The organism is Streptacidiphilus sp. MAP5-3 (assembly GCF_041262505.1).
Lineage (GTDB): Bacteria > Actinomycetota > Actinomycetes > Streptomycetales > Streptomycetaceae > Streptacidiphilus.
In genome coordinates this window covers 240,317-264,429 of sequence record NZ_JBGCCL010000002.1, presented here as the reverse complement: position 1 = coordinate 264,429, position 24,113 = coordinate 240,317, and the positions used below count along the sequence as shown (strand labels likewise).

19 protein-coding genes are annotated in these 24,113 nt (G+C 70.9%); 8 read left to right on the top strand and 11 right to left on the bottom strand.

The genetic code is table 11. The features are described from left to right. Positions 1-83: 83 nt before the first annotated feature. The gene (locus tag ABH928_RS04870; protein ID WP_370062357.1) at positions 84-488 is read right to left on the bottom strand and encodes a hypothetical protein; all 405 of its coding nucleotides are present in this window, start codon (positions 486-488) and stop codon (positions 84-86) included. A 153-nt stretch (positions 489-641) separates the two neighbouring features. On the opposite strand from ABH928_RS04870, the gene ABH928_RS04865 reads away from it, so the two are divergent. From ABH928_RS04865 to ABH928_RS04855, 3 genes are all read left to right on the top strand, one after another. Continuing rightward, positions 642-2,414, top strand: a complete 1,773-nt coding sequence (locus tag ABH928_RS04865; RefSeq protein WP_370062355.1) for a galactose oxidase-like domain-containing protein — start codon at positions 642-644, stop codon at positions 2,412-2,414. An 81-nt stretch (positions 2,415-2,495) separates the two neighbouring features. After that, entirely contained in the window at positions 2,496-4,811 is a 2,316-nt protein-coding gene (locus tag ABH928_RS04860; protein WP_370062353.1) for a Dyp-type peroxidase, read from the top strand. Positions 4,812-4,962: 151 nt separating this feature from the next. Then, complete coding sequence (locus ABH928_RS04855) at positions 4,963-5,418, top strand: ricin-type beta-trefoil lectin domain protein (RefSeq protein WP_370062351.1); 456 nt, start codon at positions 4,963-4,965, stop codon at positions 5,416-5,418. A 33-nt stretch (positions 5,419-5,451) separates the two neighbouring features. Here the strand turns inward: ABH928_RS04855 and ribA are convergent, their stop codons facing one another. Together ribA and ABH928_RS04845 are read right to left on the bottom strand one after the other, a co-directional pair. Then, entirely contained in the window at positions 5,452-6,105 is a 654-nt protein-coding gene (gene ribA / locus ABH928_RS04850) for a GTP cyclohydrolase II (protein WP_370062349.1), read from the bottom strand. 211 nt (positions 6,106-6,316) lie between these two features. Further along, a complete protein-coding gene (locus ABH928_RS04845; RefSeq protein ID WP_370062347.1) occupies positions 6,317-7,576 on the bottom strand; it encodes a PucR family transcriptional regulator in 1,260 nt (419 codons plus the stop codon). A 174-nt stretch (positions 7,577-7,750) separates the two neighbouring features. On the opposite strand from ABH928_RS04845, the gene ABH928_RS04840 reads away from it, so the two are divergent. Genes ABH928_RS04840 through ABH928_RS04830 form a run of 3 tightly spaced genes read left to right on the top strand, consistent with a single transcriptional unit; the run spans position 7,751 to position 11,306 of the window. Continuing rightward, the gene (locus ABH928_RS04840; protein WP_370062345.1) at positions 7,751-9,295 is read left to right on the top strand and encodes a flavin-containing monooxygenase; all 1,545 of its coding nucleotides are present in this window, start codon (positions 7,751-7,753) and stop codon (positions 9,293-9,295) included. Beyond that, complete coding sequence (locus ABH928_RS04835; RefSeq protein WP_370062343.1) at positions 9,295-10,128, top strand: SDR family NAD(P)-dependent oxidoreductase; 834 nt, start codon at positions 9,295-9,297, stop codon at positions 10,126-10,128. The genes ABH928_RS04840 and ABH928_RS04835 overlap by 1 nt, the downstream gene beginning before the upstream one ends. Before the next feature lie 29 nt (positions 10,129-10,157). Further along, a complete protein-coding gene (locus ABH928_RS04830) occupies positions 10,158-11,306 on the top strand; it encodes an alpha/beta hydrolase (RefSeq protein WP_370062341.1) in 1,149 nt (382 codons plus the stop codon). A 96-nt stretch (positions 11,307-11,402) separates the two neighbouring features. Here ABH928_RS04830 and ABH928_RS04825 read toward each other — a convergent pair whose 3' ends face one another. The 6 genes from ABH928_RS04825 to ABH928_RS04800 all read right to left on the bottom strand — a co-directional run bounded on the left by ABH928_RS04825 (position 11,403) and on the right by ABH928_RS04800 (position 19,671). Continuing rightward, on the bottom strand, positions 11,403-12,320 hold the full coding sequence (locus ABH928_RS04825) for an AEC family transporter (RefSeq protein WP_370062339.1): 918 nt from the start codon (positions 12,318-12,320) through the stop codon (positions 11,403-11,405). Positions 12,321-12,741: 421 nt separating this feature from the next. Beyond that, positions 12,742-14,133, bottom strand: a complete 1,392-nt coding sequence (gene rho / locus ABH928_RS04820) for a transcription termination factor Rho (protein WP_370062337.1) — start codon at positions 14,131-14,133, stop codon at positions 12,742-12,744. 456 nt (positions 14,134-14,589) lie between these two features. Further along, positions 14,590-15,231 (bottom strand): sarcosine oxidase subunit gamma, encoded by a 642-nt coding sequence (locus ABH928_RS04815; RefSeq protein WP_370062335.1) that lies wholly within the window; start codon positions 15,229-15,231, stop codon positions 14,590-14,592. Next, a complete protein-coding gene (locus ABH928_RS04810; protein WP_370062333.1) occupies positions 15,221-18,124 on the bottom strand; it encodes a 2Fe-2S iron-sulfur cluster-binding protein in 2,904 nt (967 codons plus the stop codon). The genes ABH928_RS04815 and ABH928_RS04810 overlap by 11 nt, the downstream gene beginning before the upstream one ends. Further along, entirely contained in the window at positions 18,121-18,420 is a 300-nt protein-coding gene (locus ABH928_RS04805) for a sarcosine oxidase subunit delta (RefSeq protein WP_370062331.1), read from the bottom strand. Before ABH928_RS04805 ends, ABH928_RS04810 begins: the two co-directional genes overlap by 4 nt. A gap of 33 nt (positions 18,421-18,453) precedes the next feature. Next, complete coding sequence (locus ABH928_RS04800; RefSeq protein ID WP_370062975.1) at positions 18,454-19,671, bottom strand: sarcosine oxidase subunit beta family protein; 1,218 nt, start codon at positions 19,669-19,671, stop codon at positions 18,454-18,456. A 226-nt stretch (positions 19,672-19,897) separates the two neighbouring features. On the opposite strand from ABH928_RS04800, the gene betA reads away from it, so the two are divergent. Continuing rightward, a complete protein-coding gene (betA, locus tag ABH928_RS04795; protein ID WP_370062329.1) occupies positions 19,898-21,556 on the top strand; it encodes a choline dehydrogenase in 1,659 nt (552 codons plus the stop codon). Positions 21,557-21,634: 78 nt separating this feature from the next. On the opposite strand, the gene ABH928_RS04790 is transcribed toward betA, so the two are convergent. Together ABH928_RS04790 and ABH928_RS04785 are read right to left on the bottom strand one after the other, a co-directional pair. Beyond that, the gene (locus ABH928_RS04790; protein WP_370062327.1) at positions 21,635-22,810 is read right to left on the bottom strand and encodes an NAD(P)/FAD-dependent oxidoreductase; all 1,176 of its coding nucleotides are present in this window, start codon (positions 22,808-22,810) and stop codon (positions 21,635-21,637) included. After that, positions 22,807-23,127 carry a bifunctional 3-phenylpropionate/cinnamic acid dioxygenase ferredoxin subunit gene (locus ABH928_RS04785; RefSeq protein ID WP_370062325.1) on the bottom strand — a complete coding sequence of 107 codons (321 nt, stop codon included), beginning with the start codon at positions 23,125-23,127 and terminating at the stop codon, positions 22,807-22,809. The genes ABH928_RS04790 and ABH928_RS04785 overlap by 4 nt, the downstream gene beginning before the upstream one ends. 189 nt (positions 23,128-23,316) lie before the next feature. Here ABH928_RS04785 and ABH928_RS04780 point away from each other — a divergent pair, with 189 nt between their 5' ends. Further along, positions 23,317-24,090, top strand: coding sequence for an IclR family transcriptional regulator (locus ABH928_RS04780; protein ID WP_370062323.1), 774 nt, complete (start codon positions 23,317-23,319; stop codon positions 24,088-24,090). The last annotated feature ends 23 nt before the right edge of the window (positions 24,091-24,113 follow it).

The following is a 24,113-nucleotide window of genomic DNA, read 5'->3' as shown; positions in this document are numbered from 1 at the left end:
CGGCTGAGGCTCAGGCACGGTCCTGCCGCTGGCCGACATCAACTCCGGCACCGGCTACAACGGCACGGTCACCGTCAACAAACTCAGCCGCCGGGGGTCGTCTCGCCCTCGGTGCAGACGACCTGCAGGGTGAGGTCGGCGGGTTCCGCCGCACTGCCCTGGGTCGGCAGCGTGGACTTGTGGACGGCGACGATCCAGCCGGTGGCGTCGGTGGTGGGGCGACTGGCCAGCACGTCGGTCGGGGTCGCGTCCAGGTGGCGTCCGGGCTGGGCGGACACCGTGAAGCCGCCGCCGAGCACGTTCTCGTCCGGCGGGCACATCAGGGTCTGCTCGGCCCCGTTCGCGCCGTTCTTGATGACGGCTCCAGTGATCGCGTGCGGCTGGAAGTCTCGGCGCGGGCTGGTCGCGCCCGCGCTGGTGGTGAGGACGAGAACGAGCAAGGCTGCTCCCGCTGCGGCGGCAACGGCACGGCCGGGGGTGCTGATCACGGCGGATTCCTTTCCGAGGGCGATCACGGACTCAGCGACATTTGAGCATGCCCACATCCAAAATCGCGGGTTCGCCGCGCGTGTCTGCACACGAACAGTCACCCTCCCTGCTTGTCTGACTACTGTCAGCTACGAGCAAGGAGTGTCCCTGACATGTCCCGAAGATTGTCCGCGGCGCTGGTGGCCTGTACCGCTCTCGCACTGGCCACGACGGCCGCACTGTCCACGTCCCTGCCCACCTCCCGCGGCTACGCGGCCGACCAACCGGGCTCGCACGGAGCGCGGAGCGCGCGCGGCGTGGGCGACTACCCGGACCCGATCCGCGCCCTGCGGCTGAAGACCCTGGCCGACTCCCAGGCCGCGCTCAACAACAGCAAGTTCACCGACGTCGCCAAGTACGGTCGGTTCACCGACTACTTCCCCTCCCCCGACTTCGGCGACCACGTGGCCCTGCTGCCCACGGGCAAGGTGCTGCTCTTCTCGTTCGAGCGGATCACCTCCAACCCGCAGCAGGAGCCCGCGCCCACGCAGACGATCGGCAAGGAGAACGCCGGCCGCGCCTACGTCTGGGATCCGAGCCTGGGCACCGGGCTGAACGCGTTCAAGGACGTCCCGCCGCCGACCGTGAACCTCGACGACGGCCTGAACCAGCCGCGCCCCGCGCCCATCTTCTGTGCGGGCCACGCCTACCTGCCCAACGGCATGGTCGCCGTCTTCGGCGGCAACTTCGGCGGCAACAACGGGGCCGGCGCCCGGTTCGCGCTGGTCTTCGACTCCTGGCACGAGAAGTGGCTCAAGCAGCAGGACATGAGTGTCGGCCGCTGGTACCCGAGCGTGGTCACCGGCGCGGACGGCCGGCAGACCATCATGTCCGGCCAGACCGAGCTGGGTTGGGGCACCCCCACCCCGATCATCGAACGCTTCCCTGCCGCGGGGACCGACGTCCCGTACGGGCAGGACTTCACCGAGAACAACCCGGTGGACCAGTGGCGCACCGCCGACGCCCCCTACCGGATGGACTACCCGCACCTGTTCTCGCTGAACGACGGCCGGATCTACGGCTTCGGCCGCGACGCCGACCAGCAGTTCGTCTTCGACCCCGTCAGGCAGACCCGCCTCCCGCTGCCCAACCGCCCCGACGGCGGGCTGCGCCTCTACGGATCGGCGGTCGCCCTGCCCAACGGCACCGCGGGCCCCAACTCCGTGCTGGTCCTCGGCGGCGACAAGGACGACCCGAACACCTACCTGTTCTCCGGCGGCCGCTGGACCAAGAGCACGCCGCGCGCCTTCGGGCGGACCCAGGACGACACCCTCATCCTGCCGGGCGGCAACCTGTTCACCGTCAACGGCGCCTACGGCATCCGCAACTACGGCTTCGGCGACCTCAACCCGAACGCGGACCTGAAGTACCGCCAGACCGAGGCGCGCGACGCCAACGGCACCTGGACCCTCGGCCCGGCGCAGCGGCTGCCGCGCGGGTATCACTCCAACGCGGTCATCCTCCCGGACGGTCGGATCATGGTGACCGGCGACGAGCTGCAGGAGCTGGCCAGCAACCCGGACATCAAGAACCCGGCCGTCAACGGCTCCATCGAGATCTACGAACCGCCGTACCTCTTCCAGGGCCCGCGCCCGACCCTGACCGAAGTGCCCACCCGCGCGCAGGGCTACAACCGGCTCTTCCCCGTCGACACCACCTCGACGGACATCAGTAAGGCCGTCCTCCTCGCACCGATCACCTCCACGCACTCGGTGGACACCAGCCAGCGCTACGTCGAACTGCCCATCGTCGACAAGGCCAACGGCCAGTTGCTGCTGAAGACGCCCCCGTCCGCGGACGCCGCGCCTCCCGGCTACTACATGCTGTTCCTCCTCGACTCCAAGGGCGTTCCCAGCATCGCCAAGTGGATCCAGCTCAAGCCCTGAGCCCACACGTTTCACTCCGCCCCGGGCGGCTGTCTGAAGGCACCCGCCCGGGGGCACCCCACACCCCCAGCGGAGCAGACCATGACCACCACCACGACCGGCACCACCCCGCTCCCCCTTCGGGACAGCGCCGACATCCAGGGCGACATCATCGCCGGGTTCAAGAAGGACTACGTCTCCCTGCTCTTCCTCCAGTTCGAGGACCGGGCACGGGCGCAGGCCTGGCTCGCTGCACTCGCCCCCAGGATCGCCACGACCAAGCAGGTCGCCAGGTTCAACAAGAAGTTCAGCGATGCCCGCAAGACGTCCGGCGGCGACGACCCCGAGGCGCTCAAGGCCACCTGGCTGGGCGTCAGCTTCACCCACGCGGGCATCCAGTTCGTCTCCGGGCAGCCCGTCCCGGTCCCCGACACTCCGAAGGACTCGACGCTGAGGGCCTTCGTCCTGGGCGCGTCCGCCCGCGCCATGGACCTCGGCGACGTCCGGGACAGCGCCAGCGAGTGCTGGCTCTTCGGCCACGACGGCGGCCGCACCGTCCACGCGGTGCTCACCATCGCCTCGGACTCCCCCGAGGACCTGCAGATCGCGATCGACGAGCAGCGCGAGGTCGCGACGAGGGCCGCCGCCGTGATCGTGTTCCAGCAGAACGCCGCGACCCTCACCGGAGATCGCCGGGGCAAGGAGCACTTCGGCTTCAAGGACGGCATCAGCGAACCCGGCGTACTCGGCTTCGACGAGGAGGACCCGCAGCGCAAGGGCTATGTGAAGGGGCACCCCGGGACCCGACTGATCCCGCCGGGCGAGTTCCTCGTCGGCCGGCCCCGGGTCGAGGTCGAGGGCGACCGCCGCGAATACCCGACCAAGGACATGCCGCCGTGGATGACCGACGGGTCCTTCCAGGTGATCCGCCGCCTCGGCCAGGACGTGCCCGGCTGGTGGGCCCAGGTGGGCGAGCAGTTGGAGGAGCTCAAGAAGGTCAAGGACGCCGTGCCCGAAGGCGCGACCGTCGAGTGGCTGGCCGCCCGGATGGTGGGCCGCTGGCGCTCCGGCGCGCCGGTCCACAAGTGCCCCACCCACGACCCGGTCAACGACGCGGCTGCTATGCGCGACAACGACATCAGCTTCCTCGACGACCCCGACGGCCTGAAGACCCCGCTCTTCTCCCACCTTCGCCAGACCGCGCCCCGCGACGGCCTGGTCGACGAAGGGCCGGTCGCCGAGGTGTTCATGGACGCACGCCGGATCATGCGGCGCGGCGCCCCTTACGGTCAGCCGTTCGACCCCACCACGGGCAGCGCGGGCGGCCCGGACGCCTCACGCGGCCTGCTCTTCGTCAGCTACCAGTCCGATCTGGTCGAGCAGTTCGAGTTCATCCAGAAGGACTGGATCAACACCCCGAACTTCCCGCCCGGCCGCGGCGACCGCAAGCCCGGCCCCGACGGGATGATCAGCGGGCGGCTGCCGAAGATCAACGAGGGCGTCCTGCAGTACGAGAGCACCAATGCGGAGGGACCACGGACCACCCCGCTGAGCATGCGGCGGTTCGTCCGCACCGAGGGCGCCGTGTACGCCTTCGCCCCCTCGATCAGCACGCTCAAGGCGCTCGCCCAGGGTCGACTCGACGGACACACCCCGACCTCGGCCCGCGTCGACGCGTTCCTCCCGGTCGCGGACCAACAGCGCTTCGGCGGCGTCAGCCAGTTCTGGATGTTCCAGCAGGACAAGGTCCGCACCATCGCCGTCCCGGACAGCCGGGAGACCACCGACATGGTGCTGCGCCCCACCAGCGACCTCACCGGCTGGCCCGCACTGGAGAACGTCGCCCGGCTGGACGCCCTCCTCCCCGTGGCGGACCTCCAACGCATCGACGGCAGGAGCTCGTACTGGCTCTTCCACACCAGGAACGGCAAGCAGGTGTTCCGCATGATCTCGATCGCGGACGGGCCCCGGTACACCAGCAAGGTCGAGGTGGCCGACCGCGAACTCACCCCGTGGCGTTCCTTCAGCGGCGTCGCCCACGTCGACGCGGTCCTGCCGGTACCGGACCAGCAACGCGTCGGCGGCAAGAGCGGGTACTGGGTCTTCCACACCGTCACCGGGACGGACGGCCGGGAGCGACAGGTGTATCGGATGATCACCATCACCGACGGCCCCCGGCGCGCCGATGAACTCGTCCGCAGCGACCGTGAACTGACCCTGTGGGAGTCCCTGCGCGGTGTCGACCGGGTCGACGCCTTCCTCCCCGTCCCGACGATGCAACGCGCCGCCGGGAAGAGCCAGTTCTGGGTCTTCCACCGCCAAGGAGTCCGCACGGTCTCCATCGCGGACGGCGAACGCCACACCGACACCCGGGTGCGGGACGACCGCCCCCTCGGCGAATGGGTCAACCTCGGATGACCCCGCGCGTGGCCGAGGCGCTCAGGCCCGAACCCGCGCGCCCCGGCCACGCCGACCGGCCTTCGAGATACGGCCGTACGCCACCGCGCTGACCGGCGGGAGCCTCGTCCTCAGCGTCAGCCGGAACGGCGGGTGGGACGAGACCAAGCCGATGACGATGAATCTCCGTACTTCTCCGGCCCTGCTGCCCAAGGGCTTCTACCAGATCGTCAGCCCCGTCCGGAATCACTGCGCCGCCGAGGACCGCACGAAGGGCTCTCCCGAGCTGGTGGTCCGCGGCGGCACCTGCCCGAACAGCCACGGCACCATGTCCACCTGGGCACTGTCCGAGGACGGCACGATCAAGAACCCGGAGACGGATTCATGCTTGGCTCAGCAGTCCACTGCTGTGGATGTCGCCTCCTGCGACGGCCGCTCCGACCAGAAGTGGCGCTACGACGCGGCGAGCAAAGCACTGTACCCGCACGACGCCGACCCGAAGAAGCAGGCGGTCTGCTGGCCCGAGCACGCTGACGCGTACCCCCCGCTCGTCCTCGGCGCTCCGGGCGGCGCCTTCCCAGCCTGTGAGAACTCCGGCAACCAGACTGTGCTGAAGGAGATCAGGTGACGACGAATGCCGCGGCGAGGTAGAGGCCGCTCCTCAGGCGATGCGGCCCGCCAGGAGGTCGTGTGCCAACAGCTGTTCGGTGCCCTTCACCTTGGCGCGGAGGTAGCGGAGGTTGTGCGGGGTGGCGTGGACGCCGGTGGGAACGCGGTCGCGGATCGCGACGCCGAGGTCGCGCAGCTGGGCGGCCTTGTCGGGGTTGTTGGAGAGCAGGTCGACGCTGCCGACGCCGAGGGCGGCGAGCATCTGGGCGGCGGCGGTGTAGTCGCGGCCGTCCTCCGGCAGCCCGAGGGCCGCGTTCGCCTCGTAGGTGTCGTAGCCCTGGTCCTGCAACGCGTAGGCGTCGAGCTTGTTGTAGAGGCCGATGCCGCGGCCCTCCTGGCGGAGGTAGAGGAGGTAGCCGCCGCGCGAGGCGATGCGTTCGACCGCCTCGCGCAGCTGGGGGCCGCAGTCGCAGCGGGCGGAGCCGAAGACGTCGCCGGTGAGGCACTCGGAATGGAGCCGGACCAGCGGGGTGGTCGTGGCGTCCGGGTCGCCCAGGACCACGGCGAGGTGCTCCTGGCCGTCGGCCAGGCCGTGGAAGGTGACCAGCTCGGAGTCGACGCTGTACCCGTCACCGAACCGCAGCGGGACGCGGACGCGGGTACGGACCGACGCCTCGGGACCCACGCTCAAACTGGGGGCGCTCATGTTGGGGCTCCGCTCGTTCCGGGCTTCGTTCCAATTTGAACCAAGCGACTCGATGACAGTACACCGTGCTTCAAATTTGAACAACGGAGAATCGCCCAGTCATGCCCGGATCCGGGAGCAGTTTTGCTCGCCGGTTCTCACCGGTTCTCGCCGGATCACCAACCGGACCAACCCCGGCTGTATTCCGGGGCGGTCAGGATTTCCGAGGCGGTCAGGCGCCCGTCCGCCAGCGCAGGACCTCCAGCGCGGCGGCCACGTCCACGACGCTCGAAGCCAGCGGGCGCGGCAGCAACTGGTCCGCGCGGGCCAGGCGGCGCAGCAGCGTGTTGCGGTGGACGTAGAGCCGGGACGCGGCGTGCGAGGCGTTGCACTGGGCGGCCACGAACGCGCGGACCGCCTCGGTGATCTCCGGCTCGGCGGTCTCCAGGCCGCCGAGGACCCGCCGGACGAACTGTCCGGCGCTCTTGGGGTCGGCGGTGAGCAGCGCGACCAGTTCGACCTCGTCGTGGCTCGCGACCTGGTGGGGCGAGGAGAGTCGGTCGAGCATGCGTTGCACGGTCAGCGCGTCGAGGTGGCTGCGGCGGAATCCGTCGACGCCGTCGCCGGTCGACCCGACGGCGATCCGCACGCCTGGGATGTCGGCCGCGCGCGAGCGCAACTGCTCCCGGTCGGGGCGGCCGTGCACCCAGACCCAGCGGGTCCCCGCGCCCGCCAGCACCGTCAACGGTCGCGGATCACCGCCGACGCCGGGATGTCCGGCGACATGCCCGGCTCCATGGCCCGCGACCAGCTCCGCCGCCCGGTCGAGGTCGGCGAGCTCCGCGTCCGGTCCCTCGCTCCACACCACCGCGGCCGTGTGCTCCCCCGCGAGCCGGTAGCCGAGGCGCTGCTCCGCGCGGCCGACCGGGATCGGGGCGCCGTCGAGGATCAGGCTGACGGTCTCCAGCCGCTCCGCATGGCTGCCGGAGGTCAACTCCTGGCGCTCACGCGCGATCTGTTCGGCGATCCCGGCGATGGTGTCGTCGACGAAGGCCGCGATCGAGCGGGAGGAGACGTCGAGCAGCTCGCGCAGTTCGTCGTGGTCGGTGGTGAGCGCGAAGCAGATCTCCGTCCACCGCCGCAGCGCGACCGCCTGACCGGCGCGGTACGCGTCCAGTGCGGTCTCGTTGAGCCCGCGTCGGACCAGGTCGCGGGCGATGTTCACCTGGGAGGCGTCGACGTTGGCCTTCACCCGCGCCCCGGGGGCCTGTACGTTGGCCGCGGCCCAGAAGAGCAGGTTGGAGCGGTTGGACGCGCGGGTCGCGGCCCGCAGCGCCGGGTCGTCGGCGAGGTCGCGGTGGTGCGCGGCGGACAGCGTCGCCTCGTCGAGTTCGTCCAGCCAGGCGGCCGGTGCGCGCACGGCGAGCTCCGCGCCCTGGCGGATCAGTTCCCGCACCTGCGGCGAGGGCGGTTCCCATGCTGCGGCTCCCACGCGCCCACCCTACGGCAGCAATGGTGCACTCTGCTGCGCAGAACAGAAATCCAGGTGCACTCTGCCCATGGCCACGGATCCTTGCCCGTACGACGATGATCGCCAACGGCTGGTCCCACCCCCACCGGCTCGACCGCCCCGACCGCCCCGACCGCCCCGACGGGAGCTCTGCCCATGGTCTCGAACGACACGAACAGCACAGCCGAGACGCCGACCCATGTCGACGTCGTCATCATCGGCGCGGGTATCTCCGGCATCGGGGCCGGCTACTACCTCCAGCGCGAGCACCCCGGGCGCAGCTACACGATCCTGGAGGCCCGCGAGGCCTCCGGGGGCACCTGGGACCTGTTCCGCTACCCCGGTATCCGGTCCGACTCCGATCTGCACACCTTCGGCTACGAGTTCAAGCCGTGGCGGGACAAGGACTCGATCGCCGACGCCCACAAGATCCTTGCCTATCTGCGCGAGGCCGCCGCCGAGCACGGCATCGACCGGAAGATCCGCTACCGCACCAAGGTGCTCGGCGCGCAGTGGAGTTCCGCCGACGCCCGCTGGACCGTCACCGCCGAGCACACCGACACCGGCGAACGCACCACGGTGACCTGCAACTGGATCTTCGCCGCCGCCGGCTACTACCGCTACGACGAGGGCTACACCCCGCAGTTCGAGGGACGCGACCGGTTCGGCGGGACCATCGTCCACCCCCAGCACTGGCCGGAGGACCTCGACGTCAGCGGCCAGCGGGTCGTGGTCATCGGCAGCGGCGCCACCGCGGTCACCCTTGTCCCGGCACTGGCCGAGCAGAACGCCGCGCACGTGACGATGCTGCAACGCACGCCGACGTACATCATGCCGGTGCCCTCCCAGGACAAGCTGGCCATCGGCATGCGCGCACTGCTGGGCGACGAGCGCGCCTACGCGCTGACCCGGCGCAAGAACATCCTGCAGCAGCAGCTGGTCTGGAAGTTCTGCCAGAAGTACCCGCAGGCCGCACGGGGACTGATCCGGCGCATCAACGCCCGGCTGCTCCCGGAGGGTTATCCCGTCGACGAGCACTTCAACCCGCCGTACGGGCCGTGGGATCAGCGGCTCTGCGCTGTTCCCAACGGCGACCTGTTCCACGCGATCCGCCGCGGCGACGCCTCGGTGGTGACCGACAAGATCGGGACCTTCACCGAGGCGGGCGTGCGGCTGGAGTCCGGCCGGGAGCTTCCGGCCGACATCGTGGTCACCGCGACCGGACTCAACGTGCAGGCGATGGGCGGCATCCGACTGACCGTCGACGAAAGCCCCGTGAGCATCGCGGACACCCTCGCGTACAAGGGGATGATGCTCTCCGGCGTGCCGAACTTCGCGTACGCGATCGGGTACACCAACTCGTCGTGGACGCTCAAGGTCGGCCTGCTCTGCGAGCACTTCTGCCGTCTGCTCGCGCACATGGACAGCCTCGGCTTCGACACCGCCGTGCCGGTCGTCGCGGACCCGGAGCTGCCGACCCGGCCGCTGCTCGACTTCGGCGCGGGCTACATCCAGCGGGCCATCGGCCAGCTCCCCCGTCAGGGCCACCGCGCGCCGTGGCTGACCTCGATGAGCTACGCGGGCGATGTGAAGCTGCTGCGCCACCTCCCGGTGACCGACCCGGAGCTGCGCCTGAGCGTGAGCCCGGGAGAATCGGCTCGCGGCTCCCGCACGTCCACCACCAACGAGGTCACCGCCTGATGGACCGCTACGACTTCACTCTCGGCACCGCCGTCGTGACCGGTGCCGCGAGCGGCATCGGCGAGCAGCTCGCGCACGCCCTCGCCCGCCGGGGCAGCGCGCTGGCGCTGGTGGACCGAGACGCCGAACGCCTCGAACTCGTCGCCAAGGCGGTGCGGTCGGTGTCGGGTCGACCGGTGGCGACCTACGTCGTCGACCTGTCCGACGACGACGCGACGCACGCCCTCGGCGCGCGGCTCGCGGACGAGCACCCGGACACCACACTGCTGGTCAACAACGCGGGCGTGGCGCTCGGCGGGACCTTCGAGCAGGTCAGCGAGGAGGAGTTCGACTGGCTGATGTCGGTCAACTACCGCGCCGTGGTGACGCTGACCCGCGCCCTGCTGCCGGTGCTGCGGGCCAACACCGGATCGCACCTGGCCAACGTCTCCAGCCTGTTCGGGCTGATCGCCCCGCCGGGCCAGGTCGCGTACGCCACCAGCAAGTTCGCCGTGCGCGGCTTCACCGAGGCGCTCCGCGCCGAGCTGGCGGGCAGCGTCGGAGTGACGGTCGTGCACCCCGGCGGCATCCGCACCGGGATCGCCTCGTCCGCCCGGTCCGCCGCGAGCATCCCCGCCTCGGAGGCGGCAGCGGGCCGGGCCGGATTCAACAAGCTGCTCACCTACCCGCCCGAGAAGGCCGCCGAGGAGATCGTCAGCGCCGTCGAGCGGCGTCGGCCACGGCTGCTGATCGCGATCAGTGCGCGCATCCCCGACGTGCTCGCGCGGCTGTTCCCGGCCCACTACTCGTCGGTACTGGCACTTGTCCTGAAGGCCGGCGGTCGGCCAAGGTGAACCTCGACCAACTCCCCGGAGGTAGTTCCATGCCCGCACCCGAGCGCGTTCCCGCCGCCGCTGCTGCCGACGCCGCGGCCGAGACCGCTGTCGGCGCCGCTGCCGGCGTCCAGCCCGACTGGCAGCCGGACATCCTCGGCGACGGGTACGTCCAGCACACCCTCGACCTGGGTGTCGACCCGGACGGCGAGGGCTCCGTCGCCGCGGTACTGGTCCGTCGCGAGACGCGGGCGGACGAGGCCGTCCACGGCGCGGTGCTGTACGTGCACGGGTTCTCGGACTACTTCTTCCAGACCGAGCTGGCCGACTTCGCCGCCGCGCGCGGCCTCGCCTTCTACGCGCTCGACCTGCGCAAGTGCGGCCGTGCGCGCCGCCCCGGCCAGACCGGGCACTACGTCTCGGACCTGGCCTTCTATGACGAGGAGCTGGAGCGGTCGCTGGCGATCGTCACCTCCGATCATCCGGACCTGCCCGTCGTGCTGGCCGCGCACTCGACCGGCGGTCTGGTGCTGCCGCTGTGGCTGGACCGCCGCCGCGCGGCCGGACGCGTCGCGCCGGTGGCGGGACTGGTGCTCAACAGCCCGTGGTTCGACCTCCAGGGCAAGCCGGTGCACCGTGGCCCGCTGACACAGCTGCTGCGCGTCCTCGCCAAGGTCACCCCCAAGAGCCCGCTGAAGCTGCCGCCGAGCACCACCTACGGCGACTCGCTCCACGTCTCGTCGCACGGCGAGTGGGAGTTCGACCTCGACCTCAAGCCGCTCAACGGCTTCCCGATCACGCCGGGCTGGCTGAACGCCGTCCGCCGCGGCCACGCCCGGCTGCACCACGGACTCGACATCGGCGTGCCCTCGTTGGTACTGCGCTCGGACCGCACCCACTTCGCGAGCTCCTGGTCCGAGCGGGCCGACCGCGCCGACACCGTGCTCGACGTGGCCCAGATCGCCCGGTGGGCGGGCTGCCTGGGCAACGAGACGACCGTCGTCCCGATCCCGGGCGCCCGCCACGACGTGCTGCTCTCCGAGTCGGACGCGCGCGAGCAGGCCTACGCCACGATCGGGGCCTGGCTGGACCAGCGCCATCCGGCTGCGGCCACCGTGGTCGAGGTCGAGGTTGAGGCCGAGACTGAGGCAGCCGACGTACCGTCGCCGGAGGACGAAGCAGCAGTACCCACTTCCTGACGAATCGTCATCGTCATGTCGCCATCCGCCGCGCCGCCAACCGGGCGGCGGGCGGCTGACGCTGAGGCGGGATGCTGACCCGGTGGCGGGAAGCGCCTAGCGTTGGAGCAGGGCCGCCGCTGCGGCGAGGGTGCCGAGGGAGAAGAGGGTCGTCACGACGACCACGCGGCTGGCGAGTGCCTCACCGATCCCGTACTCCTGGGCGAAGATGAAGGTGTTCTGCGCCGTCGGCAGGCCCGCGCAGACGACGACCGCGAGCAGCTGCGGGCCGCTGAGGTGCAGCAGCAGGCCGCACGCGAAGGCGACCAGCGGCTGCGCCACCAGCTTGAGCACCGTGATCACGGCGGCCTCCGTGTGCGCGACCTTCAGGCCTGAGTCGTTGTGGAGAGACGCGCCGAGCGCGATCAGCGCCACCGGCACGGCCGCCCCCGCAAGCAGGTCGAGCGAGCCGGACACGGCCTGCGGCACGGGCAGATGCGCGGCCGACCAGACCACCCCGAGCGCGGACCCGAGGATCACCGGATTGCGGACCGGCAGGCTCGCGATCCGCCGCATCCGCACCTTGCCGGCGGTGTCACCGTGCCGGTCCAGGGCGATCAGGATGACCGGCGTGACGACGAGCGTCTGTAGCAGGACCACCTCGGCCAGGAACGATACCGAGTGCAGCACCTGCTGGGCGATCGGGATCCCGAGGTTCGCCGAGTTCACGTACCCCGCCGCCATCCCCCAGACCGGCCGCTCCCCCGCCTTCCGCCCGAAGAGCCGACTGACGCCGAGCCAGCCGGCCCCGACCACCACGGCCGTGCTCACGCCGAACGCGACCAGAGCGCGGTAGTCGTAGCCCGCCAGCGGCGTCGCCGACAAGGTCATGAACAGCGCGGCGGGCATCGCCATGTGGAACACGAAGCGCCCGAGCACCGACGCCGCGTTCTCGCTGAGCAGCCCCTGCCGACGGGCCGCGTACCCGACCGCAGTCAGGATCCAGATCGGTATGAAGGCGCTGAGCAGGCTCACGCCGTCACCTCGGATGCAGTCGTAGGGCCGGGAAGGCCGATTCCGTCAACGTCCGCGTGCCTGGGGAGGGTGATCACCCGCGCGAGGATAGTCCTGAACTGGTGTGCCGTGGGCGGCGAGACCTGCCGGCCGCCCATCCCCCTGAGAGCTCTCAGCTTTCCGGTTGGGCCGTTCAGCCACATGATGCTTGCAGGGCTTGGGAGTTCATCGCCGCCACCGGCGGCGGAAGCCGCCGGGATGAGGCGAGGCCCTCAACAAGCGGCTCAACCTCGAGTAGGGAGCCTATGGAGTCGAGTTCCGTCTGCGCGCGTCGGGGTGACGGGGGGACGGGACGCGGACTGTTGGGCGTCCGGGAAGGTCTGCTCCCCTCAGTCCCAGTCACGCTGCCGTGACGAGTCCAGGGACTACACATCACCCACCGTCAGGCGGCCTCGGCCGGGCGGCTGACGGCCACCTTGCGGAGGAAGTCCGCGTTGTTCGGGGACTGCTTCAGGCGGTCCAGCAGGAGCTCGGTCGCCGCCTGGGTGTCGAGGGCGCCCAGGACGCGGCGGAGGGTCCAGGTCGCGGTGGTGCGGGCGGGGCCGAGGAGGAGTTCCTCGCGGCGGGTGCCGGAGGCCTGGGTGTCGACGGCGGGGAAGACGCGGCGGTCGGCGAGGCGGCGGTCGAGGCGGAGTTCCATGTTGCCGGTGCTCTTGAGCTCCTCGAAGATCAGGTCGTCCATGCGTGACCCGGTGTCCACCAGGGCCGTGGCGATGATGGTCAGCGAGCCGCCGTCCTCGATGTTGCGGCTCGCGCCGAAGAACCGCTTCGGCAGGTGGAGCGCACCCGCGTCCAGGCCTCCGGTCAGGACGCGGCCCGAGGTCGGCGCCGCCGTGTTGTAGGCGCGGGCGAGGCGGGTGATCGAGTCCAGCATCACCACGACGTCGTGGCCGAGCTCCACCAGGCGCTTGGCCCGCTCGATGGCCAGTTCGGCGAGGGCGATGTGTTCGCGTGCGGGCCGGTCGAAGGTCGAGGCGAGGACCTCGCCCTGCACCGAACGCTGCATGTCGGTGACCTCCTCCGGGCGTTCGTCGACCAGGACGACCATCAGGTGCGCCTCGGGGTGGTTCGTGGCGACGGCGGCGGCGATCGACTGGAGGATCATCGTCTTGCCGGTCTTCGGCGGGGCGACGATCAGGCCACGCTGTCCCTTGCCGATCGGGGCGACCAGGTCGATGACGCGGGTGGCGAGGACGCCGGGGTCGGTCTCCAGGTGCAGCTGTTCCTGCGGGTACAGCGGTGTCAGCTTGGCGAAGTCGGGCCGGTCGCGGATCAGTTCGGGAGCACGGCCGTTGACGGTGTCGACGCGTCCCAGCGCCGCTCGGCGGTCGGAGCGGTCGGCCTTCTTTCCGGCGCCGGAGTTCCCCTGGCGGCCCCGGTTCCCCTGGTTGCCCTGGTTGCCCTGGTCGGTGCGCATGTTTCCGGTGATCAGGTCGCCTGTGCGCAGGCCCAGGTTACGGACCTGACCCATCGACACGTACAGGTCGCCGGGGCCGGGAAGGTAGCCGGAGGTGCGGAGGAAGGCGTGGCCGTCCCGGATGTCCAGCACACCGGAGACCGACGTCGCGTCGGGGTCCGTTGCCGGGGCAGGGACGGCGATGGGCGCGGGGGCGGGGGCGGAGCGCGGCTGCTCGACGACGCGCTTGGCGGCGATCGCCTCGACCAACTCGGCCTTGCGCAGCCGGGTGGCGCCCGGAATGCCCAGGGTGGTGGCGAGTTGATGCAGCTCGGCACGGAGGAGCCGGTCCAGCGCCTGGTCGGGTGGTGTGGTCATTGGTGTTGTGGTCATTGGTTCTGTGTTCATGGTGGTTGCGATTGCGGTGGTCATGGGAAGCCCCGTTCTTGGGTGGCTGCGAAGGAGAAAGTGGGTGTGGAGGAACTACGCCGCGGCATCGACACGCGACGGGTACAGGCCATGGAGACACAGGACGCGGCACCAAAGCGGTGCACGAATGTCACGTGATCTCTGGCGGGATCTTCAGTGGCAGGGATTTCGTCTGCCGTGTGCTCAACCGCGAGAGCCTCGCGGGAGCGTTCAGGGCGAACCCTTCGCACCCATGGTAGCAGCATCGGGACCGGGACTGCCGGATAATCCTTCAGGCGGCACAAAGCTGCTGTTCAGGCCCATGATCCGGCGAGCTGCCCAGCTTGCTCCGGGACGAGCAGCCCGCCGCCCCGGAGCAGTCGTACACCTGGCCGGTCAGCCCCGGCTGGTCAGGGCTACGACTGGTCAGCCCTGCGGGACAGGACTGACGGCGGACGTCAGGGACGGGTGCCGGTACTCCTCCATCGCGTCGGTGAGCCAGTCGGCGAGGTACTGGGCGAAGGAGCCGCGGACGAGCAGGCGGTAGACGTCACCGGCGGTGTCAGGACCGGCGTCCAGGTGCCACAGCACGACGTTGACCTTGGACACCGTCGTCTGCGCACAGCGCCCGGGCGCGAACGCGCGCGCGTGGAGGTCGATCGAGCAGCCCTTCTCCAGCACCTCCCGTGCGGCCGGGCCGGAGAGTTCGAGCGTGGTGCGGTTGGCGGAGACGTCGACCACCGAGCCCGGCTCGTCGCCGAGGGCGTCACAGAGAGTCCGCCGGCTCGGGTAGGCCCGGCCGTCCGGGGCGACGATGAGCCATTCGTCCGGGCCCAACCACAGCACCCGAACCGCTCCCGCCGTGGCAACCGAACCGGCCGCGGTGGGAAGCGGGGTGCCGAGCGCGCGACCGACCCGGGCGGCAGCCGGGGCGTCCGGGTCGAGCCGCAGGTCGAACTGGGCGAGGAAGGGGATCTCACGCAGCGTCACCTGTCGGTCGCCCTGGCCCGCGACGACCTCGCCGAGGTGGGCGAGCGGGCTGCGGCGCAGGTCGTGGTCAGCCGTCACGACGGGCTCCCTTGGGGTCGTAGAGGACGGGATCGGTGATCGTCGCCGCGAGAGTGCGGCCGTCGGGGAGCGGGGCGAGGACCGTCTCCCCGATCCGCTCGCGGCCGCCTCGCACGAGTGCCAGGGCGAACGTCCGGCCGAGCGCGGCGCTGCGGTAGCTGGACGTGACGTGGCCCAGGGATTCGACCGGGACCACCGTCAGATCAGCGTCCACCTCAACCAGTTGCGATCCCTCCGGCAGCAACTCCTGCCGGTCGACCGCCAGCAGGCCGACCAGCTGCCGACGGTCGCTGCGTGCCGTGTCCGCGCGGCGGAAGGAGCGCTTGCCGACGAAGTGCTTGTGCCGGGCGACGATCCACTCCATGCCGAGGTCCGGCGGGGTGACCGTGCCGTCCGTGTCCTGGCCGACGATCGGGTAGCCCTTCTCGGCGCGCAGCACGTGCATGGTCTCGGTGCCGTAGGGGGTGATCCCAGCGTGCGCGCCGTAGGCGAGGACGGCCTCCCACACCGCGAGCCCGTACCAGCCCGCGACGTTGATCTCGTAGGCCAGCTCGCCGGAGAAGGAGATCCGGCAGATCCGCGCCTCGACACCGTCGGCCAGCGTCGTATGACGCACCGTCATAAAGGGGAAGGCGTCGTTGGAGACGTCCAGCTCGGGGGCGAGCGCGGCGACGACCTCGCGTGAGCGAGGGCCGACCACCGCCACCGTCGCCCACTGCTCGGTCACCGAGGTGCAGCGGACCCGGAGGTCCGGCCACTCCGTCTGGAGCCACTCCTCCAGCCAGTCGAGCACGGGAGCGGCATTGCCGGTGGTTGTGGTCAGGTAGTAGTGGTCGGCGGCGAGCCGGACGGTCACGCCGTCGTCGAAGACCATTCCGTCCGGGCGGCACATCACGCCGTAACGGGCGGAGCCCACCGGCAACTTGGCGAAGCCGTTGGTGTAGAGCCGGTCCAGCAGCAGTCCGGCGTCGGGGCCGATCACGTCGATCTTGCCGAGCGTGGAGGCGTCCATCATCGCGACGCCCTCGCGAGCGGCTCGGCACTCGCGCCGCACGGCGGCGTCCATGTCTTCTCCGGAGTGGCCTGCCTCGCCGGGTCTCGGGTAGTGGCGCGGGCGCTTCCACTGGCCGACGTTCTCGAAGACCGCGCCGTGCCGGACGTGCCAGGGGTGGATCGGCGTGGTGCGGACCGGATCGAAGAGCGGACCGCGCTCGCGCCCGGCGAGCAGTGCGAAGGAGACCGGGATATAGGGGCCACGGAAGGTCGTGGTACCCACCTCTCCCGGCGAACTCGCGCCCAGCAGGCGGGCGATGACGCCGATCGCGGCCACGCCACAGGATTTGCCCTGGTCGTGGGCCGTGCCGATGGTCGTGTAGCGCTTGATGTGCTCCACCGAGCGCATTCCCGCCCGGACGGCCCGTTCGACGTCGGCGACCGTGGCGTCGCGCTGGGAGTCGACGAAGTGGTCGTGCCAGTCACCCGGTCCGCCGTGCTCGCCGGGCACCAGCCAGACGGGACGCGGACGCGTCGGCGTCCCGTCCCCGACGCAGGACGGCACGCCCACGACCTCAGCGGGCGCTTCGGCCGCGAAACCGGCGCGCGAGGCCGCCTCCGCGCCTGCGGCGAAGCCCTCGCGCAGGCAGCCCGCCAGGTCGTACGTGCCGCGCCCGGCGCCGACGGCCTGGACCTCCTGTGCGGCCCGGTCCGGGACGAAGGCGGCGAGCTCGTCGTCGTAGCGGACGGTGCCCCGGGACTGGCTCCACAGGTGCACCGCCGGGCTCCAGCCGCCGGAGACGGCCAGCAGGTCACAGGCGACCTCGCGGACCGCTCCGGTCAGTTGGTCGTCGTCCGTGAGCGCGCTGATCCGCACCCCCGTGATCCGGTCCTCGCCCACCGTGGCGACCACGGCCGAGCCGGGCACGACCTCGATGCCCGCGTCGCGGCACGCCTCGACCAGGGCGGCGGGCGGCTGCGAGCGGGTGTCCACGAGCGCGGCGACCTGCGCGCCCGCCCCGACCAGGTCCAACGCCGTCGCGTACGCCTGGTCATCGGTGGTGAACAGCACCGCGCGGCGGCCCGGCAGCACCGCGTAGCGGTTGACGTAGGTGCGCACCGCAGCCGCCGACAGGACGCCCGGCCGGTCGTTGCCCGCGAAGACCAGGGGACGCTGCTGGGCGCCGGTGGCCAGCACCACCTGACGCGCCCGGAGGTGCCACAGCCGCTGCCGGGATATCCCCGGGACCGGCCTCGGGCCCAGGTGATCGGTGCGGCGCTCGGCCACCAGCAGGTAGTTGTGGTCGTAGTAGCCGATGGCCGTGGACCGGGTGAGCACCAGGGTCTCCGGCTGCCCGGCGAGTTCGGCACGCACGGAGGCGACCCACTCCAGCGCCGGCCGCCCGTCGATCTCCTCGTGGCCGACCAGCAACGCGCCGCCCAGCTCGGGCTGGTCGTCGACCAGGACGACCCGGGCGCCGGAGCGGCCCGCCGCAAGCGCCGCCGCCAGTCCGGCCGGGCCCGCGCCGACGACCACCACGTCGGCGTGCCGGTACATCTTGTCGTGGACCGCCTCGTCAGAAGCCTCGTCGAGACGCCCACGGCCCTGGAGACTGCGGGCGGTCAGACCGTCGTAGAGCTCGACCGTGGTGGCGAGCAGCATCGGCTCGGAACAGGACCCCTCCACCTGTACCAGCGCATGCGGCTCGTCCACGCCCGCCGAGACGATCCCGCGCGGCCGGTCCCGGTAGAGGCTGCGGCCGACGGCGAGGACGCCGTTCGCCAGCAGGCCGGAGGCGAGGGTGTCGCCACGGAAACCCTCGTACTCCGCTCCGTCGTAGGTGAACCGCAGCGGCGCGGAGCGGTCGATGCGCCCGCCCTCAGGAAGTCGGTGCGTCATGCGGCCCCTCCGTTCAGCCCGAACTCCACGGGCCTCGGCTGCCCGGCCTGATACACCGCCAGGATGTCGTGGGTGACGGTGTGTCGGATCACGTTGAACCATCGGCGGCAGCCCGCCGCGTGGCACCAGCGCTCCGCGAACGGGCCCTTGGGGTTGTCGCGGACGAAGACGTACGCGGCCCACTCGGCGTCGGTGAGCGCCTCGGGGTCGGCGGGGTACGCGACGTGCGCCTGCCCGCCGTAGTGGAATTCGGTCTCGTCGCGTTCCCCGCACCAGGGGCAGGCGATGAGCAGCATGCGTCCTCCGCTCCAGGATCAGGATCCAGGGGGTCAGTGGGCGACGGCGGCTGCGCCGTGCTCGTCGATGAGCGCGCCGGTGGTGAACCGGTCCAGCGCGAACGGCTCCGCCAGCGGGTGCGGGCGGCCGTGGGCGATGGTGTCGGCGTAGACCCAGCCGGAGGCGGGCGTGGCCTTGAAACCGCCCGTGCCCCAACCGCAGTTGAGGAACAGGTTCTCGACCGGCGTCAGGCCGATGATCGGCGAGGCGTCGGGCGTGACGTCGACGATCCCGCCCCAGGTGCGCAGCACGTGCGCGCGGGCGAAGATCGGGAACAGCTCCAGGGCGGCGGCCATCTGGTGCTCGATCTGGTGGAAGGAGCCGCGCTGGCCGTAGCCGTTGTAGGGGTCGACGCCCGCGCCCATGACCAGTTCGCCCTTGTGCGCCTGACTGACGTACACGTGCACGTGGTTGGACATGACGACGGTCGGGTGAACGGGCTCCAGCAGCTCGGAGACCAGTGCCTGGAGCGGGTGGCTCTGCAGCGGCAGCCGCAGCCCGACCAGGTCGGTCAGGGTGCTGGTGTGCCCGGCGGCGGCGAGCGCGACGCGTCCGGCGGCGATCCGGCCGCGGGTGGTCTCGACACCCGTCACCCGGTCGCCGTCGCGGACAAAGCCGGTGACCTCGCAGTTCTGGATCAGGTCGACGCCGTACGCGTCGGCCTTGCGGGCCAGGGCCCAGGCGACGTGGTCGTGCTTGGCGATCCCGGCCCGGGGCTGGAGCGTCGCGCCCAGCACCGGATACCGCACGTCGGGCGAGGTGTTGACGATCGGACAGAACTCCCGGACCTGGTCCGGGTCGAGCCACTCGGCGTCGACACCGCCCAGGCGGTTGGCGTTGACCCGTCGCGTGCCCTCACGGACGTCCTGGAGGGTGTGGGCGAGGTTGAGCACGCCGCGCTGACTGAAGAGGAAGTCGTACTCCAGCTCCTCCGGCAGGCCCTCCCAGAGCTTGAGCGCGTGCTCGTAGATCGCCGCGCTCTCCTCGCACAGGTAGTTGGAGCGGATGATCGTGGTGTTCCGCGCCATGTTGCCGCCCGCCAGCCAACCGCGTTCCAGCACGGCGACATTGGTGATGCCGTGGTTGCGGGCCAGGTAGTAGGCGGTGGCCAGGCCGTGGCCGCCCGCGCCGACCACGACGACGTCGTACGAGGTCTTCGGCTCGGGAGTGCGCCACAACCAGTCGGGATGTTCAGGAAGTTGAGGGGACATCGAAGACATCGGGCGACTTCCTCCCGGACGTGTGGAGGGCATCAAATCTGTTTCAGATTACGCACAGAGTTGCGTCACCCACAACACTCCGAGCAACTCGAGCTTGCGCAGGACTCCTTGACGGGGGTCGGGAGCCGCCCGAGACTGTTGCGCACTACGGAGCGAGTTTCACTTGGAGAAACTCGCCGTCGATGTCACGGTTGCCGACAGTTACGGCAGGACACCCATGACCATGCATCAGTACGACTTCATCATCGTCGGCGGGGGCTCGGCCGGTTGCGCGCTCGCCGCCCGGCTGAGTGCGGATCCGGGCAACCGGGTCCTGGTCCTGGAGGCGGGGCGTCCCGACTATCCCTGGGACGTCTTCATCCACATGCCGGCCGCACTCACCTTCCCGATCGGAAGCCGGTTCTACGACTGGCAGTACGAGTCCGAGCCCGAGCCGTTCATGAACGACCGCCGGATCTACCACGCCCGTGGCAAGGTCCTCGGCGGCTCCAGCAGCATCAACGGCATGATCTTCCAGCGCGGCAACCCGCTCGACTACGAGCGCTGGGGTGCGGACCCGGGCATGAAGGCCTGGGACTACGCCCACTGCCTGCCCTACTTCAAGAAGATGGAGAACTGCCTGGCCGACGAGGACGGCGCGTTCCGCGGCCATGCCGGACCTCTGGTGATGGAGCGCGGGCCCGTCACCAACCCGCTCTTCGGCGCCTTCTTCGATGCCGTCCAGCAGGCGGGCCACCCGCTGACCGACGACGTCAACGGCTACCGCCAGGAGGGCTTCGCGCCCTTCGACCGCAACCTCCACCGGGGCCGCAGGCTCAGCGCCGCCCGCGCCTACCTGCACCCCGTGCGCACCCGTCCCAACCTGGAGGTGCGGACCCGGGCGCTGGTCACGCGCGTCCTCTTCGACGGAAAGCGAGCGGTCGGCGTCGAGTACACCCCACGGCGCGGCACGCCGCAGCGGGTGAGCGGCGGACGGGTCATCCTGGCCGGCGGGTCGATCAACTCGCCGCAGTTGCTGCAGCTCTCCGGCGTGGGCAACGCGGACGAGCTGTCGAAGCTGGGCATCAAGCCGGTGCACCACCTGCCCGGCGTCGGCGAGAACCTCCAGGACCACCTGGAGGTCTACGTCCAGCACGCGTGCAGGCAGCCGGTGTCGGTGCAGCCGCAGCTGAAGATGTGGCGGCGGCCGTTCATCGGCGCGCAGTGGCTCTTCCTGCGCAGCGGGCCGGGGGCGACCAACCACTTCGAGGGCGGCGGCTTCGTCCGCAGCAACGAGGAGGTGGACTACCCCAACCTGATGTTCCACTTCCTGCCGATCGCGGTCCGCTACGACGGCTCCGCCCCGGCCGGCGGGCACGGGTACCAGGTGCACATCGGGCCGATGTACTCGGACTCCCGGGGCTCGGTGAAGATCAAGTCCCGCGATCCGCGTGAGCGTCCGGCGCTGCGGTTCAACTACCTCTCCACGGAGCAGGACCGCCGCGAGTGGGTGGAGGCGATCCGGGTCACCCGCGAGATCCTCGGCCAGGACGCGCTCGCCCCGTACAGCGACGGCGAGATCTCCCCCGGCCCCGAGGTCGAGACCGACGAGCAGATCCTCGACTGGGTCCGGCGGGACGGCGAGACCGCCCTGCACCCCTCCTGCACCTGCAAGATGGGCACGGACGAGATGTCGGTCGTCGACCCGGCGACGATGCAGGTCCACGGGCTGGAGGGGCTGCACGTGGTGGACGCGTCGTCGATGCCGTACGTCACCAACGGCAACATCTACGCCCCGGTGATGATGCTCGCGGAGAAGTCCGCCGACCTGATCCTCGGGAACACTCCGCTGGATCCGGACCATCGCGAGTTCTACCGGCACCGCAAGGTCGAGTGACGGTTCGTCAGCCTCACCGCCCCATTGGTGAATGGCCCCGCCTCCGGCTCTCGCAGCGCCGGAGGCGGGGCCCTGTCGTCAGCCGGGCGTCAGCGTGCGCCGGAGCCGGGTGAAGAGCTTGGGCTGGTCGACGGCGAGGACGGCCACGTCGTGTCCGTCGCGTCCCCCGCGGCGGTAGACCGCGACGAAGGAGCGGCTGGCCGGGTCGCCGTGGACGACCTCCGGGACATCGCCTGCGCGGACGTGTCCGGCGAGCTGGATCCGGACGCCGTACTGGTCGGACCAGAAGTACGGCGGTGCAGCTGGACCCGGCGCGGACGCGCCGGACAACAGGGTGCGCACGGCGGTCCGGGGCTGCTCCATGGCGTTGGTCCAGTGCTCGATGCGCGTCACACCGGCCCCGACGAAGGCGTGCGGGCACCGCGCCACATCGCCCACGGCCACGACACGGGGGATGCTCGTCGCGCACCCGGCGTCGCAGAGCACACCGTCCTCGACCTGGACCCCTGAGCCGGAGAGCCACTCGGTCGCAGGCTGCACGCCCACACCCGCCACGACCACGTCGGCGGCGAGCAGCCGCCCGTCCGCCAGCCGGACGCCGGTCACCCGCCCGCTCCCCTCCAGCCCGGCGACACCGACCCCGCACCACAGGCGCACGCCATGGTCGGCGTGGAGCTCGGCGCAGGCGCGGCCCATCTCGGGTCCGAGCGCCCGATGCAGCGGCACTTCCGCCGCCTCGACGACGGTGACGTCCAGGCTCATCCCGCTCGCCGCGGAGGCCACCTCGGCACCGATGAACCCGGCGCCTATGACGACGACTCGGGGACCACCGGTGGTCAGGTCCGCGCGCAGCGCGCGGGCATCGTCCAGGGTGCGCAGCGTGTGGACGCCGTGGAGGCCGTCCGCGCCTCGGAGCAGGCGCGGACGGGCACCCGTGGCCACGACGACGGCGTCGGTGCGCAGTTCGCGCCCGTCGGCCAGCGATACCGTACGGGAGGCGGGATCGAGCCTGACCGCCCGCTCGCCGAGCAGCCAGTCCACCGCCAACTCCCGGTACTCGTCCGGATCGCCGAGGGCCAGCGCGTCAGCGTCGCAGCCGCCGGTGAGGAACTCCTTGGACAACGGCGGCCGGTCATACGGGAGATGGCGCTCCTCTCCCACGACCACCACGGCGCCGTCGTACCCCTGGGCACGCAGCTCCCGTACCGCGCTCAGCCCGGCGAGCGAGGCGCCGACGACGGTGACCGTCCTCACGCCGGCTCGCCGACGTTGACCTCCAGCAGGACCACCCCGTCACGCACGGAGACGTGGTGGGTGCGCACGGCCGCCTTCGCCGGAGGGCAGTTGGGACGACCGGTGCGCAGGTCGAAGGCGGAGGCGTGCAACGGGCATTCCACGACACAGCCCTCCAGCCAGCCGTCAGCCAGGGATGCGTCCTGGTGGGTGCAGGTGTCGTCGATCGCGTAGAGGACGCCGTCGGCATTGAAGACCGCGATGGGAGCGGGGACGCCGTCGGTGACGCGGAGGGCCTCGCCGGGCGGTAGCTCCTCAATCCGACACACCGTGATCATGCGGGACCTCCAAGGACTCCAAGGACTCCGGGGATCGGAACACTCGCGCTGCTCGGAGCGGTACCGCGCTCAACTGCCGGGCAGTGTCGCGTATTACACAACTCGATGCGGCATACGCAACATGGTTTCCGGCGCCTGATGCCTTGTCAAGGCTTTCGCCCTGCGGCCACGCGTGCATAATGTTGCGCCATGAGCAACAGCGCGGAATCCCCGGTGCAGTCCGTGGACCGGGCGGTGACGATCCTCGAACTCCTGGCCAGGCGCGGGGAGGCGGGCGTCACCGAGATAGCCGCCGAACTCGGCGTCCACAAGTCGACCGCCTTCCGGCTGGTCGCCGCCCTGGAGCTGCGCGGACTGGTCGAACAGCCCGGCGAGCGCGGCAAGTACCGCCTGGGCCTGGGCCTGGTGCGGCTGGCCGGAGCGGCGACCGTACGGCTGGACCTGTCGCAGCAGAGCCGCCCGGTCTGTGAGCGGCTGGCGGCGGAGGTCGCCGAGACCATCAACGTGGCGATCCTGGACGGCGACGCGGCCGTCAACGTCGACCAGGTACTCGGCCCTTCGGCGCTCACCACGCACAACTGGGTCGGCCAGCGCACCCCGCTGCACGCGACGTCCAGCGGCAAGGTGCTGCTCGCCCACCTGCCGGGCACCGCCCTGGAGCAGCGCCTCGCCCTGGAGCTGACGCGCTTCACCCCGCGTACGGTCACCGACCCCACCCTGCTGCGCCAACAGCTCGACGCTGCCCGGGCGGACGGATTCGCTTGCACGGTCGAGGAGTTGGAGACCGGGCTGAACGCGGTCGCCGCTCCGGTCTACGCCCACAACGGCCAGGTGGTCGCTGCGGTCAGCGTGTCCGGGCCCTCCTTCCGCCTCTCGGAGAGCCGTCTCGCGGACGTGGCAGTCGCCGTCCGCGACGCGGCCGAGGAGATCTCCGCACGCCTCGGCCACGTCCGCGTCGGCTGACGACCCCAGGCCCTGTCGTCAAA